The following is a 14,109-nucleotide window of genomic DNA, read 5'->3' as shown; positions in this document are numbered from 1 at the left end:
CTGTCTTTTCTGTCACAACATTTTACTCGTTACGGGTATCATCAACAGAGGTATTCGTGTCTGTGATGATATTGTAGAGATCCGTATCATTACTCGCTAACCGTAAGCGCCGACAGATATTTTTATCGGCCAGCCGTTTTGCGACCAAGGACAGAGTATGCAGGTGCGTTTTCGTCTGTCCGGCTGGTACCAGTAAGGCGAAAAGTAAGTCTACGGGTTGATTATCTATCGAGTCAAAAGCGATAGGCGTTTCCAGCTGAATAAAAACCCCGACAGCTGCTTTTACATCCTCTCCAATTTTTCCATGAGGAATCGCAATACCATTACCAATACCGGTACTTCCCATACGCTCACGCGTGAGAACTGCCTCAAAGACAACCTGAGAGGGCAGGCCGAGTTGTTTCGCTGCCAGTTCGCTGATAATTTCCAGCGCACGCTTTTTACTTTGGCAGTGGACGACACTACGGGTACATTCTTGGCTAAGAACACTGCTCAATTGCAAAATGGAATCGTTGTTTGTCATAAGTTCACCTAAGCATTTTTATGCGAACGGCCCGTTACCGGAAGTAAACGGGCCGATAAAGCACAGTGAATGCCTGGATTATCAATGTTGTTTTAATTTGTCTTTATGTTTAGTTAACTGACGAGCTAATTTGTCAATCAGACCATCAATCGCGGCGTACATATCCTGACCTTCTGCACTTGCGTGCAATTCCCCACCGTTTACATGTAACGTAGCATCCGCTATCTGAGTCACTTTTTCTACCTTTAAGACAATATAAACCTGGTTAATTCTTTCGAAGTACTGTTCCAGTTTTGCAAACTTGGTATTCAAAAAATCACGCAGAGCATCAGTAATTTCTACGTTTTGGCCAGTAATGTTGAGCTGCATATTGTCTTCCTTATCAGTGGAGTCAAACGAGTTTTTTACGCTGATTTGACGGTGGGATGGATAAAGACTCTCTATATTTCGCAACTGTTCGGCGAGCAACCATAATACCCTGTTCGGAGAGTAATGAGGTGAGTTTACTGTCGCTGAGTGGTTTCGCCGGGTTTTCTGCCGCAATCAGTTTTTTAACTAATGCTCTGATTGCTGTCGAGGACGCTTCACCGCCCCCCTCTGTATTAACATGGCTTGAGAAAAAGTATTTTAGCTCAAAGATACCTCTTGGGCTGTGAAGATATTTTTGCGTGGTCACGCGCGAAATAGTCGACTCATGCATTTCAACTGCCTGAGCGATATCGGCGAGTACCATGGGCTTCATATGTTCGGCCCCATATTCAAAAAAGTCTTGCTGTTGCTCGACAATACAGCAACTGACGCGAAGTAGCGTATCATTTCGGCTTTCAAGACTTTTTATCAACCATCTGGCATCTTGCAGATGGCTACGAATAAATTGCGAGTCGCTGTCATTACGGGCGTTATTATTGCCCATTGCAGCGTATTGCTGGTTAATTTTAAGACGCGGGATACTTTCTGAATTTAACTCGACAGTCCATTTATTCAGGTGTTTTCGTACCAGAACATCAGGAATAACGTATTCAGGTTCATCCATCTGAATCGACTGACCCGGACGAGGATCCAGCGACTGGATCAATTCGATAGCCTCTTTCAGAACCTCTTCTTTCAGTCGGGTAAGACGCATCAGATTACGGAAGTCATGATTCGCTAACAGGTCCAGGTGCTCACTAACGATAAGGCGCGCCTGGGCTAAGAATGGCGTCTCTTTCGCGTACGTCGATAGCTGAACCAACAGACAATCTTTTAAGTCCCTGGCTGCAACGCCGACCGGGTCAAAGCGTTGGATACGTTTAAGAACCGCTTCTACCTCTTCGATAGTGATTTCATCATCACCTAAACTTTCCAGAATATCCGCCACTGAGACGGTGAGATACCCCGTATCATCAACCGCATCAACAATGGCGGTGGCAATGGCGGTATCGGTATCAGAGAAGGGGGTCAGAGAGACCTGCCATGTCAGGTAGTCTTGAAGTGACTGAGTCGTTTCGCCTTGATAGACCGGTAACAGGTCATCAATGTAGTCTGTACCTGTTCCGGAAGGTGTACCCGCCGTGTAGATTTCATCCCAGCTGGCATCCAGCGGCAGCTCTTCTGGCATATCTTTTTGTTCAAGTGCTTCACGCGTATCCAGGCTGTCAGTGTCTGCCACATTCTGAATATCAATTTCATCATGCGGATCGGTTTGCTCAAGCAAAGGGTTACTTTCCAGTGCTTGCTGGAGCTCTTGCTGAAGTTCCAGCGTCGACAACTGCAGCAGGCGAATGGCCTGTTGTAGTTGTGGCGTCATAGCAAGCTGTTGGCTAAGCCGTAATTGCAAACCTTGCTTCATAATCAGTGTCAGTATCCTTTATACATGCGTCGCGTCACGGAGTCAGAGCCTGAACTCTTCTCCCAGGTAGACTCGTTTCACCTGCTCATCTTCCAGAATTTCAGTCGGCGTTCCATGGGCAATCATATGCCCCTGACTGACAATATAAGCACGTTCGCATACTGCCAGCGTTTCACGCACATTGTGGTCAGTTATCAGAACACCGAGCCCGCTGTCGCGTAAATGCTCAATAATACGTTTGATATCCAGAACCGAGATCGGGTCAACACCAGCAAAGGGTTCATCTAGCAGAATGAATTTTGGGTTTGCTGCCAGGGCGCGAGCGATTTCAACACGTCGACGTTCTCCCCCGGATAGTGACTGCCCCATACTGTCACGCAGGTGCTGAATATGGAACTCTTCCAGCAGCTCATTGGCGCGGTCGTCACGCTGTTCTGGCGTCAGATCATCACGTATCTGTAATACTGCCATCAGATTATCAAAAACGCTCAGATGACGAAAAATGGATGCTTCCTGCGGCAGGTAGCCGATACCTCGACGCGCCCGGGCATGCAGGGGTAATAAACTGATATCTTCATCATCAATGATGATATTGCCTGCATCACGCGGTACGATGCCGACAACCATATAAAAAGTGGTCGTTTTACCGGCACCATTGGGGCCGAGAAGGCCAACAATCTCACCTGAATTAACCGTCAGGCTAACGTCTTCAACGACACGTCGTTTCTTGTAGGCCTTCGCAAGATTTTTTGCAATTAAGGTTGCCATAACGAATTAGTTACTCTTCTGCTGCGTCGATTGCTGACCGTTTTTATCCTGTAACTGGGAAGGAACAAGAACGGTGGTAACGCGTTTGCCTTTATCACTAAACGCCTGCATTTTCTGCTCTTTCACCAGATAGGTTATCTTGTCTCCTTTGACATTGCTATCCAGTTGCTCAAGATAGGCATTGCCCGTCAGAGTGACAAAATCTTTTGCCAGCTGATAATTCAGTTTAGAAGCTTGCCCTTTCACCGGTTTTCCGTTGTCTTGCATCTGATAAAAAGTGGCTGGATTACCATAGGCATCAATGACTTCCTGCCCTTGGGTTCCACCTGGTCGTGTTACTACGACTTTATCAGCATTAATTTTTATCGTGCCCTGAGTAGCAACAACATTTCCGGTGAAGGTAACAACATTACCGTCCATATCCAGTGATTGCTGATCAGACTCTATGTGAATGGGTTGATTGGTATCCCCCGTTAATGCCCATGCTGAAAACGGGGTCACAAACAGTGTACCGATCAGTACAAGGCTAAGGCTGAGTTTGTTGCGTCTGGATTTCATAAGAGGTTTTAACCTTTTCAATCAGCTGGGCGGTTTTATTGCGAAGATTGCCACGCATTTTCATTCCGCTGGAATTAAAGCTGGTACCATAAAGTGTCACCTGGTCATCAGACGAGATATCCTGGGTGGTTAAATTGATACTGGCGTTATCAGTGGTAATTTTACGCAGCTGCGCATCGGGTGTCAGCGCATTGACCACAACATTACCGTATAAATAGAGCATGCGCTCATTGGTGAGTTTCGCGCGATCGGCTCGGATCTCCCAGGTAGCTAGCTTCTTTTCATCATATTGAGTCATCACCGGCTTCGTGAACCATGATGTAGAATCTGCCGAAAAATATTCAACATTTTCTGTTATTAACCGATAATTCAAGCCACCGGCAAGATTGTAAACTCGAGTAATTGCCTGTTCGCTGGTATAGGTTGGCTCATCATTATTGACGACAATCGGTTCATCTTTATCGATACCCGTGATATTCAAGCCAATCAAAATTATAGCAATTATTGATAGAGAAATAATAATCCAGCGTCTGGTTCTACTCATATAGATAGCCCTTTGGCCTCATCAAGCAAGCCCTGTGACATCAGGATCAGATCACAGACTTCCCGCACAGCACCACGCCCACCGTTAATACGTGTAACGTAGCTTGCTTTGGGCAGTAAAAGAGGATGTGCATCAGCGACAGCAACACTCAGCCCCACTTGTTCCATCACCGGCCAGTCAATAAGGTCATCACCAATATAGGCAACTTGGTCAGCAGTTAAATTCAGCTCAGATAATAGCTGACGATAGGCAATCAGTTTATCGGACTGTCCCTGAAAAAGGTGAGAAATACCTAAAGTTTGGCAACGATCTTCCAGTAATTTAGCTTTGCGCCCGGTAATAATAGCCACCTCAATACCTGAAGTGAGGACACAACGCAGGCCGTAACCGTCACGCACGTTGAAAGCCTTGAGCTCTTCACCGTTATTTCCCATATAAATCAGGCCATCGGACATCACACCGTCAACATCCAGAATCAGCAGGCGTATCGCCGCAGCACGTGCCATGATTTGTGCGCTCACCGGCCCATAGCAGGTATTCAGTAGCACATCACTGTTACTCATTAATACGAATCCTTAATTAAACTACGCCTGCACGTAACATGTCATGCATATGTATTACGCCCAATAAATGATCGCCATCTGCCACCATTACAGAAGTAATATGGCGTGATTCCATCAAATTCAATGCATCCACTGCAAGCGTGCCCGGGCGAACGCGAATTCCGCCTGCTGTCATGACATCTGCAATACGTAAGGTGTGTAAGTCAGCACCCATATCGAATACCCGACGCAAGTCACCATCGGTAAAAATACCTTCGATCTTCATCAGATCATCGCAGATTACCGTCATTCCCATATTTTTCCGGGTGATTTCCAGCAAGGCATCACGCAGCGAGGCCTCTTTACTGACATGAGGGATTTCTGCACCAGTATGCATAATATCACTAACCCGTAGTAGCAGTTTACGGCCCAGTGCACCACCGGGATGCGAAAGAGCGAAATCTTCAGCGGTAAAGCCTCGCGCTTTTAAAAGGGCTACAGCCAGCGCATCTCCCATTACCAGGGTTGCGGTGGTACTTGAGGTTGGTGCCAGACCCAGAGGGCAGGCTTCCTGTGGCACATGAATACACAGATGAATATCCGCGGCTTTTCCCATTGCGCTTTCAGGTCTGCCCGTCATACAAATCAGTGGGACTTTCAGGCGTTTTAATACCGGTATCAGTGCCAGTATCTCGTTTGATTCGCCTGAGTTAGATATTGCAATCACAATATCTTGAGGGGTCACCATTCCTAAATCACCGTGGCTTGCTTCACCGGGATGAACAAAAAATGCTGGCGTACCGGTGCTGGCAAAGGTTGCGGCTATTTTTTTTCCAATATGACCAGACTTGCCCATGCCCATGACGACCACCTTACCTGCACAATCAAATATTTTGCGGCAGGTATTTGAAAAATCGTCATTAATATACTGTTCCAGCTGTGCCAGACTTTCACGTTCAATGTGGAGGACATCTTTCCCTGCCTGTTGAAAGTCAAAGTCCGTAGCTAAGTCTGTCTTGAGCATAATTTTGTTTTCCGTTCTATCCGACAACAGGCGGTGCGAAACACCAGAGCACCACAACCCATATGATATACCCACAGATTAATAGCGCACCAATCTGCTTGCCGACCTGCCGGGGTTTTCGCCAGCAAAGTATGGCAAACACAGCACTCACTGCTAACATCAACCAGTAATCGCGGGCAAAAGCGAGTGGGTCAAAGTCGCCGGGTGCTACGAGCGCTGGGATCCCGAGTACAAAAACAATATTAAAGATATTGGAACCGATAATATTGCCAATAGCGATATCATTTTCACCTTTACGTACCCCTGCAATGGCAGTGGCCAGCTCCGGCAGGCTAGTACCAATAGCAATTATGGTTAAACCGACGACCAAGTCACTCACGCCAAAGTAGTGGGCGAGCACTGTGGCGTTATCAATCACCATTTGGGTGGCAATTGGCATGATGACTAATGCAACACCAAGCCATAAAAAAGCGACGGAAAGGCTGCCTTCTTGAGGTAACTCTGCGGCTTGTTCACGAGTGAGTTTATCACTGCCCGTTCGCTCAGCAAGACGACCTATCCTAATAATAAACAGCAGGTATAATACGGCGATAACCAGCAGTAAGATGCCTTTTATTTGACTGAGTTCACCGTCGAATAAAAACAGGCCTGCGAGCAGGCTGACTAACAGCATCAGGGGCAGTTCCCGGCGCAGAATATCGGAGTCCACGGCGAAAGGGTGCAACATCGCGGCCAGCCCAAGAATAAGCATAATATTGGTAATATTCGATCCAATAGCTGTTCCTACAGCCAGATCGAGTTGTCCATGCAGGGCGGCTGCGCTGGCAATAATGATTTCAGGCAGTGATGTCCCTATACTGACAACTGTCATACCAATAATTAATGGAGAAACCCCTATGCTGCGGCACAGTATTGCTGCCGAGAAAACTAAGCGATCGGCACCATAAACCACCAACAGCAAGCCGATAATCAGTAAAGCCATCGCTAACAGCATGACAAATCCTTTATAAGGTATAGCCATCAACTAATGAACCATGAAGGCATTTCAAATGTTCATCGTTGTAAGTATTGTCCATCATTCCTAATTTTGACTTTATACGGTAGAAAAGTAAAACAAATGCCAGCTTTCGCTAACCTTGGTAGGTAATATTCTGTAAAAATGGTGGGTAGTGACTTGGTTTTAAAGCCATGCTTATCGCCAGGCTTATAAAAGGAAAGATAATGAATCAGGCAGAGGCGAATCTTGTTGAGCTCCAGGGGGTCAGTTTTACCCGAGGTAATCGACAGATTTTTGACAATATATCGCTGACTGTACCACGTGGGAAAATCACTGCGATTATGGGGCCGTCGGGAATCGGAAAGACGACGCTCTTGCGCCTGATTGGCGGACAGATTGTGCCAGATAGCGGTAAAGTTTTGTTTGATGGCGAAAATATTCCCGCTATGTCACGCTCGCGACTGTTCACCGTCCGTAAGCGTATGAGCATGTTATTCCAGTCAGGAGCACTGTTTACAGACTTGGATGTATTTGAAAACGTCGCTTATCCTTTGCGCGAACACTTACGGTTACCCGAACCTTTACTGCACAGTACGGTGATGATGAAACTGGAGGCAGTCGGATTACGCGGAGCCGCGAAACTCATGCCTTCTGAATTATCTGGTGGGATGGCGCGTCGTGCCGCTCTGGCGCGTGCTATTGCCCTGGAGCCGGACTTGATTATGTTTGACGAGCCTTTTGTCGGACAAGATCCGATAACTATGGGGGTGCTGGTTAAGCTGATTTCTGAACTTAACAGTGCACTGGGTGTTACCTGTGTGGTGGTTTCCCATGATGTTCCGGAAGTGCTCAGCATTGCCGATTACGCCTATATTGCTGCTGACAGGCATATTGTCGCACAAGGCAGTTCGGGCGAACTCCATGATAATCAGGATCCTCGGGTACGACAATTTCTTGATGGCATTGCGGACGGCCCGGTTCCTTTCCGTTATCCTGCCGGTGATTATCAACAAGATCTTTTATTCGGAACAGGGAGTTAAGTTTCATGTTGCTAAATGCACTGGCATCTCTGGGGCGGCGTGGTTTGAAAACTTGCGCGGCATTCGGACGTGCCGGATTAATGTTATTCAATGCGCTGGTGGGTAAACCAGAGTTTCGTAAACATGCCCCGTTATTGATGCGTCAGCTCTATTATGTTGGCGTGCAATCGATGCTGATTATTATCGTCTCAGGTGTTTTTATCGGTATGGTTCTGGGTTTACAGGGCTATTTGGTACTGACAACCTATGGCGCCGAGTCGAGTTTGGGCATGCTGGTCGCACTCTCCTTGTTACGTGAACTCGGTCCGGTGGTCGCTGCACTGCTATTTGCCGGACGCGCGGGTTCTGCGCTTACCGCAGAGATTGGTTTAATGCGTGCGACTGAGCAGCTCTCCAGTATGGAGATGATGGCAGTTGATCCATTGCGACGTGTCGTGTCACCACGTTTTTGGGCCGGGATCATCTCTTTACCTCTCTTGACGCTGATTTTTGTGGCCGTGGGGATCTGGGGAGGAGAACTGGTTGGCGTAAGCTGGAAAGGTATTGATACCGGCTTCTTCTGGTCAGCGATGCAAGATGCCGTATCCTGGCGTATAGATTTAGTAAACTGCCTGATCAAAAGCGTCGTGTTCGCGATAACTATTACCTGGATTGCGCTGTTCAACGGATACGATGCGATCCCGACTTCCGCAGGTATTAGCCGGGCAACGACACGCACAGTAGTGCACGCCTCACTGGCCGTTTTGGGCCTCGATTTTGTGCTAACAGCACTGATGTTTGGGAATTAAGTTCATGCAAACAAAAAAACTAGAAGTTTGGGTGGGATTCTTTGTACTGGTGGCGCTGGCCGCTGTCGTATTTTTGTGTCTCAAAGTGGCCAATATTACCTCATTGCGTAGCGAACCGACTTATAAGATTTACGCAACATTTGACAATATCGGTAGTCTAAAAGTGAGTTCGCCAGTGCGACTGGGTGGTGTGGTGATTGGACGTGTTGACGATATTCAGCTTGATCCAAAAACCTACTTACCGCGTGTCACGTTAGATATTGAGACACGTTATGATCAGATTCCTGATACCAGTTCTTTATCTATCCGTACTTCTGGCTTACTGGGTGAACAATTCCTTGCGTTAAACCTGGGCTTTGATGACCCCGAGTTAGGTTCCAGTATTCTTAAAGATGGTGGGACGATTCAAGACACCAAGTCGGCATTAGTACTCGAAGATCTGATTGGTCAGTTTTTATATAAAAGTGGTAGTGGTGATGGAGAGAACCCACCTGCTGAGCAGGGTAATAATGCCACTCAAGAGCCGCATGATGTTGCCCCTCATGCTAATGCGACGAACTAACCAAAGAGGAAAGTAATATGTTTAAGCGTCTCGTAATGATTGCCGTGCTGGCATGTGCGCCGTTGGCTGCCCTGGCAGCAGACCAGACTAATCCTTATAAGCTGATGAATGAAGCCGCAGAGAAAACCTTCGAGCGTCTGAAAGCTGAGCAGCCGAAGATCCGCCAGAACCCGGACTATTTACGTGAAATTGTTGGTGAAGAGCTACTGCCTTATGTGCAGGTAAAATATGCGGGTGCGCTGGTATTAGGACGCTACTACAAGGAAGCGACTCCGGCACAACGTGATGCCTACTTCACTGCGTTTGGCGACTATCTGAAGCAGGCGTACGGCCAGGCTTTAGCGATGTATAACGGTCAGAACTATCAAATTGCTCCGGAAAAACCATTAGGTGATGCTGATATTGTTGCTATTCGTGTTTCCATTACCGATCCCAATGGTCGTCCGCCGATTCGTCTTGATTTCCAGTGGCGTAAAAACAGCCAAACTGGCAACTGGCAGGCATATGACATGATAGCGGAAGGGGTCAGTATGATTACCACTAAACAAAGCGAGTGGAGCGATCTGCTGCGCACTAAAGGTATCGATGGTCTGACAGCCCAGCTTCAGGCGATTTCTCGTCAGCCTATTACCCTGGATAATAAAAAATAATGGGGCAGCTGAGCTGGCAACGAAACGACCAGGTTCTGCGCCTGGAAGGTGAACTCAACAGTGAAACACTGTTACCGCTTTGGCAGCAGCGTTTAGAGGCTGTTTCAGGTGTCACTGTTTTTGATGTCGGTGGCCTGATTCGTGTCGATACGGCTGGGCTGGCATTGCTGATTCACCTTATTGGAGAGGCAAAGCAGCAAGGAAATGATGTTGAGCTACGCCAGATAAGTGAAAATTTACACACGCTGGTGCAGCTTTACAATTTGCCGGAAAGTCTGTTCCCACACCGCTCAGCCTGATAATTTTCATCAGATTATCATTAAGGCCCTTGAGCGTTTCGTTTGAGGGTTTTTTTTGGTTATTTATGCGGGGGCAACTTTCCACTAAGATGGGAACCCTTTTTCACTAATCGATGAATATATAGCCATGGAAAATCATGAAATCCAGACCGTGCTGATGAATGCACTGCCCCTTGAAGAAGTCCACGTTTCTGGTGACGGCAGTCATTTCCAGGTGATAGCGGTGGGTGAGTTATTTGCTGAGTTAAGTCGTGTAAAAAAACAACAAACGGTTTATGCACCCTTAATGCCATTCATTGCCGATAATCGCATGCATGCGGTTTCAATCAAGACCTACACGCCGGCAGAGTGGGCGCGCGATCGTAAACTCAGTGGTTTTTAATCCGTCAGTATTAGCTGATGGCCACAATTTCGATTTAAAAGAGAACAGTTGCAATGGATAAATTTCGTGTGCAGGGGCCTACCCAGCTCAGTGGAGAAGTGACCATTTCCGGGGCCAAAAATGCCGCGTTACCGATCCTCTTCGCCGCATTGTTAGCCGAAGAGCCTGTTGAAATTCAGAATGTACCGCATCTTAGAGATATTGATACTACCATGAAGCTGCTCGCTCAGCTGGGTACGAAGGTAGAACGCAATGGCTCGATTTTTATCGACGCTAGCGAGGTTAATATTTTCTGTGCGCCTTATGAGTTGGTCAAAACCATGCGTGCTTCTATCTGGGCTTTAGGGCCTTTAGTTGCACGTTTTGGGCAAGGGCAGGTGTCATTGCCTGGTGGCTGTGCTATTGGTGCGCGTCCGGTAGATTTGCATATTTCAGGCCTGGAACAACTGGGTGCTGAAATCAAGCTGGAAGAAGGTTACGTCAAAGCCTCTGTACAAGGGCGTCTGAAAGGCGCGCATATCGTAATGGACAAGGTCAGTGTGGGTGCTACTGTGACCATTATGAGTGCGGCTACCTTGGCTGAAGGAACCACGATTATTGAAAACGCTGCTCGTGAGCCGGAAATTGTCGATACTGCGAACTTCCTTAACACGCTGGGGGCAAAAATCACGGGTGCCGGAAGTGACCGTATTACCATCGAAGGCGTCTCTCGCTTAGGTGGCGGCGTTTATCGCGTACTGCCTGACCGTATTGAGACTGGAACCTTCTTAGTCGCGGCGGCAATTTCTGCGGGCAAAATTATTTGTCATAACGCACAGCCCGATACGCTCGATGCGGTACTGGCAAAATTACGTGAAGCGGGTGCTGAAATTGAAACCGGGAAAGACTGGATCAGTCTTGATATGCAGGGTAAACGTCCAAAAGGCGTCAGTATTCGCACTGCACCGCATCCGGGTTTCCCAACCGATATGCAAGCGCAATTCACCTTGCTGAATCTGGTTGCAGAAGGAACGGGTGTCATTACCGAAACGATTTTCGAAAACCGCTTTATGCATGTTCCTGAATTAATTCGTATGGGTGCACATGCAGAGATTGAAAGTAACACCGTCATTTGTCGCGGTGTCGACAAGCTCTCCGGAGCACAGGTAATGGCGACCGATTTACGTGCTTCAGCAAGCCTGGTACTGGCAGGATGTATCGCCGAGGGTACGACAATTGTCGACAGGATTTATCATATCGATCGCGGTTACGAATGTATCGAGGCCAAACTGCAGGCCTTAGGCGCGAATATTGTACGCATCAGCGACAAAGAATAATTTTATTGGGCAGCATTATGAGCTGGTAAAAGCCAGTTCACCGATAAACAGGGAGATGCTTTCATCTCCCTGAAAATATTCTTCCTGAACAACCACTCAAGCTGATATCGAATCTATGGCGTGAAACCGCCAGAAAAATCACTGACAGCAGGCTGCCCTGAAGAATAACCTGCAGCAGGTAACTTTTACGATTTTTTGACATCTTAATACAGATAACAGACAACTTGCGGATTAAAGCGAGCAAGAATGGACTCAATTTATTGATAAGGAGATTGACCATGAGTCTGAAAAGTATTGTGATGCTACTGTCCCTGTTTTCGTTGCCATTTGTTGCGAAATCAGCGCCTTCACTCCCTGAAGTCAGCGTAAAATCTGAACTTGCTTCACCGGTTGTATTAGCAGGGAGCCAGGATAAAAATTATCTGAAAATATCGTTGATCGGTTATCCCCTCGAAATTGAAAAACGCAGCCCTATTAACCTGGCATTAGTTATTGACCGATCAAGCTCTATGGCGGGAGATCGTATTATCGATGCCCGAAATGCCGCGATCGCTGCTGTTAATATGCTCAACAGCGATGACACATTGTCGGTAGTCGCCTATGATTCTGGCGTTGAAGTTGTGATCCCGGCGACGAAAGTCAAAAATAAAGAGCAGTTGATTAATCAAATCAGAGCCAGCATTGAACCTCGTGGTATGACGGCTCTGTTCGCGGGGGTGAGCAAAGGCATTAATCAGGTCAGCAAATATCTGGATAAAGATCAGGTCAACCGAATAATCCTGCTGTCGGATGGTCAGGCAAATGTTGGGCCAACCTCTAACAGTGAACTGGCCGACTTGGCGAAGATCGCCGCTAAGAAGGGGATAGCCATTACAACTATTGGTATTGGTAACGGTTACAATGAGGATCTGATGACGACAATCTCTGGATACAGCGACGGTAACCACGCCTTCGTTGAGCACTCCAGCGATATGGAGAAAATCTTCGTCCGCGAATTTAATGATGTGATGTCTGTGGTTGCTCAGGATGTTGAGGTAGCGATTAAAACAGCGGATCAAGTGATCCCTGTTCGTCTGCTCGGCAGGGAAGGCGATATTACAGGTAATAAAGTCAAAGTTAAGCTTAACCAGCTTTATTCTAACCAGGAAAAATATGTCCTGCTGGAAGTTATCCCGGCGAAAGGCAGCAATGCCGAAACGAAGCCCCTGGCAGATATTAATGTCCGTTATGTCAACCTGGGAACGAAGCAAGTTGATTCGATTAATCAAAAAATAGATTTACGTTATAGCGATTTAGCTCAGAAGGTTCGTGAGGAACAGCATGACGAGGTTCTGGTTGACTCTGCTATCCAGAAAGCTGCCATTGAGAGTGAGCGTGCTGTAAAACTGATGGATGAAGGGAAAATATCAGAAGCAAAAGAGGTTCTAAACCAGAATGCCATCATATTAGAAAGCTTGCCGCTTAATACTGAAGTTGCTAAAGAAAAAGCAGATTCCAGCGCAAAAAATAACAAAGATATGCTGAATAAAATAGACAGTAGCGACAAAAATACATGGAGAAAAGAGTTGAAAGAGCAAAACTACAATATTAAAACCCAGAAAAATTGATGTCATATGATAGTAGAGTGAGCTCCCTGTTATTCCGGTATATACAGGGAGCTCCGGGAGTCTGATGAGTATGCGAAAGTCCAGAGTATTGATGTTTTCTGTCATCATTACCATCGTGGTTTTTAGCCTGATAATTTATTTAGGCGTGCGTACTCTTGAGCACGAAGTTCTGCTCCGTCATTATCAGTCCCAGACGTTGGCGCAGACGCGAACTACGCAAGCTAACACCAGTATTATGGCGATTCTGCAACAAAAGGCGACCCGCTTAAATGCCATCGCTGACTATATGCAACGCGATAACCGATCCCTGAAAGAGCTCCTTGATAAAGACAGCGATATCGACTCAATCTTTATCCTACGGAAAAATCATCTGTTGTATCCTGACCCACAGCAGCTACTGAGCCAAAAAGAACTGGCCTGGGTTCAGGTCATCATGCCAATAGTCAACGATCCCTCTTTGCTTTACAGCCACAGCATTAAAAATGAGCGGGATATACCGCAGTCCGGTTGGTTTCTTAACGACGAGCTCCAGAATCCCCAATTGATTTACTGGCACATTGACTGCTCCCCGCCCTGAAGGACGGGGATTCCCAATTCACAGAGCCCAACCTAAACAGCATTAAGCGATTCAGGAATGACAGACTCTCCAAGGGCTAACACCGCAAGACCTGCGGCTTTTAT

18 protein-coding genes are annotated in these 14,109 nt (G+C 46.9%); 9 read left to right on the top strand and 9 right to left on the bottom strand.

What is annotated here, in order from left to right:
- Positions 1–22: 22 nt before the first annotated feature.
- From ptsN to Q1A40_RS18475, 9 genes are all read right to left on the bottom strand, one after another.
- Positions 23–523, bottom strand: coding sequence for a PTS IIA-like nitrogen regulatory protein PtsN (gene ptsN / locus Q1A40_RS18515; protein ID WP_300003162.1), 501 nt, complete (start codon positions 521–523; stop codon positions 23–25).
- A gap of 81 nt (positions 524–604) precedes the next feature.
- Entirely contained in the window at positions 605–892 is a 288-nt protein-coding gene (gene hpf / locus Q1A40_RS18510; RefSeq protein WP_300003159.1) for a ribosome hibernation promoting factor, read from the bottom strand.
- Positions 893–914: 22 nt separating this feature from the next.
- A complete protein-coding gene (gene rpoN, locus Q1A40_RS18505; RefSeq protein ID WP_300003156.1) occupies positions 915–2,351 on the bottom strand; it encodes an RNA polymerase factor sigma-54 in 1,437 nt (478 codons plus the stop codon).
- 42 nt (positions 2,352–2,393) lie between these two features.
- Positions 2,394–3,119 carry an LPS export ABC transporter ATP-binding protein gene (gene lptB, locus Q1A40_RS18500; protein ID WP_300003153.1) on the bottom strand — a complete coding sequence of 242 codons (726 nt, stop codon included), beginning with the start codon at positions 3,117–3,119 and terminating at the stop codon, positions 2,394–2,396.
- A gap of 6 nt (positions 3,120–3,125) precedes the next feature.
- Entirely contained in the window at positions 3,126–3,677 is a 552-nt protein-coding gene (lptA, locus tag Q1A40_RS18495) for a lipopolysaccharide ABC transporter substrate-binding protein LptA (RefSeq protein WP_300003150.1), read from the bottom strand.
- Complete coding sequence (lptC, locus tag Q1A40_RS18490; protein WP_300003147.1) at positions 3,646–4,221, bottom strand: LPS export ABC transporter periplasmic protein LptC; 576 nt, start codon at positions 4,219–4,221, stop codon at positions 3,646–3,648. Before lptC ends, lptA begins: the two co-directional genes overlap by 32 nt.
- On the bottom strand, positions 4,218–4,784 hold the full coding sequence (kdsC, locus tag Q1A40_RS18485) for a 3-deoxy-manno-octulosonate-8-phosphatase KdsC (protein WP_300003144.1): 567 nt from the start codon (positions 4,782–4,784) through the stop codon (positions 4,218–4,220). The genes lptC and kdsC overlap by 4 nt, the downstream gene beginning before the upstream one ends.
- Before the next feature lie 16 nt (positions 4,785–4,800).
- Positions 4,801–5,787 (bottom strand): arabinose-5-phosphate isomerase KdsD, encoded by a 987-nt coding sequence (kdsD, locus tag Q1A40_RS18480; RefSeq protein ID WP_300003141.1) that lies wholly within the window; start codon positions 5,785–5,787, stop codon positions 4,801–4,803.
- Positions 5,788–5,803: 16 nt separating this feature from the next.
- Positions 5,804–6,781 (bottom strand): calcium/sodium antiporter, encoded by a 978-nt coding sequence (locus Q1A40_RS18475; RefSeq protein WP_300003721.1) that lies wholly within the window; start codon positions 6,779–6,781, stop codon positions 5,804–5,806.
- A 227-nt stretch (positions 6,782–7,008) separates the two neighbouring features.
- On the opposite strand from Q1A40_RS18475, the gene mlaF reads away from it, so the two are divergent.
- From mlaF to Q1A40_RS18430, 9 genes are all read left to right on the top strand, one after another.
- A complete protein-coding gene (gene mlaF / locus Q1A40_RS18470) occupies positions 7,009–7,824 on the top strand; it encodes a phospholipid ABC transporter ATP-binding protein MlaF (RefSeq protein WP_300003138.1) in 816 nt (271 codons plus the stop codon).
- Between the two features lie 5 nt (positions 7,825–7,829).
- Positions 7,830–8,612, top strand: a complete 783-nt coding sequence (gene mlaE / locus Q1A40_RS18465) for a lipid asymmetry maintenance ABC transporter permease subunit MlaE (protein ID WP_300003136.1) — start codon at positions 7,830–7,832, stop codon at positions 8,610–8,612.
- A gap of 4 nt (positions 8,613–8,616) precedes the next feature.
- Positions 8,617–9,174: an outer membrane lipid asymmetry maintenance protein MlaD gene (gene mlaD / locus Q1A40_RS18460; protein WP_300003133.1), complete on the top strand. Its 558-nt coding sequence runs from the start codon at positions 8,617–8,619 to the stop codon at positions 9,172–9,174.
- A gap of 17 nt (positions 9,175–9,191) precedes the next feature.
- Positions 9,192–9,824 (top strand): phospholipid-binding protein MlaC, encoded by a 633-nt coding sequence (gene mlaC / locus Q1A40_RS18455; protein ID WP_300003131.1) that lies wholly within the window; start codon positions 9,192–9,194, stop codon positions 9,822–9,824.
- Complete coding sequence (mlaB, locus tag Q1A40_RS18450; protein WP_300003718.1) at positions 9,821–10,123, top strand: lipid asymmetry maintenance protein MlaB; 303 nt, start codon at positions 9,821–9,823, stop codon at positions 10,121–10,123. The genes mlaC and mlaB overlap by 4 nt, the downstream gene beginning before the upstream one ends.
- Before the next feature lie 127 nt (positions 10,124–10,250).
- Complete coding sequence (ibaG, locus tag Q1A40_RS18445) at positions 10,251–10,505, top strand: BolA family iron metabolism protein IbaG (protein ID WP_300003128.1); 255 nt, start codon at positions 10,251–10,253, stop codon at positions 10,503–10,505.
- Positions 10,506–10,558: 53 nt separating this feature from the next.
- Positions 10,559–11,821, top strand: a complete 1,263-nt coding sequence (murA, locus tag Q1A40_RS18440) for a UDP-N-acetylglucosamine 1-carboxyvinyltransferase (RefSeq protein WP_300003125.1) — start codon at positions 10,559–10,561, stop codon at positions 11,819–11,821.
- Between the two features lie 278 nt (positions 11,822–12,099).
- A complete protein-coding gene (locus tag Q1A40_RS18435; RefSeq protein ID WP_300003123.1) occupies positions 12,100–13,428 on the top strand; it encodes a VWA domain-containing protein in 1,329 nt (442 codons plus the stop codon).
- Positions 13,429–13,498: 70 nt separating this feature from the next.
- On the top strand, positions 13,499–14,005 hold the full coding sequence (locus Q1A40_RS18430; RefSeq protein WP_300003121.1) for a hypothetical protein: 507 nt from the start codon (positions 13,499–13,501) through the stop codon (positions 14,003–14,005).
- The last annotated feature ends 104 nt before the right edge of the window (positions 14,006–14,109 follow it).

The organism is uncultured Cedecea sp. (genome assembly GCF_947498825.1).
Lineage (GTDB): Bacteria > Pseudomonadota > Gammaproteobacteria > Enterobacterales > Enterobacteriaceae > JGM124.
Note: the sequence above shows the minus strand (reverse complement) of the source record. Positions and strands in the feature narration are given on the sequence as shown.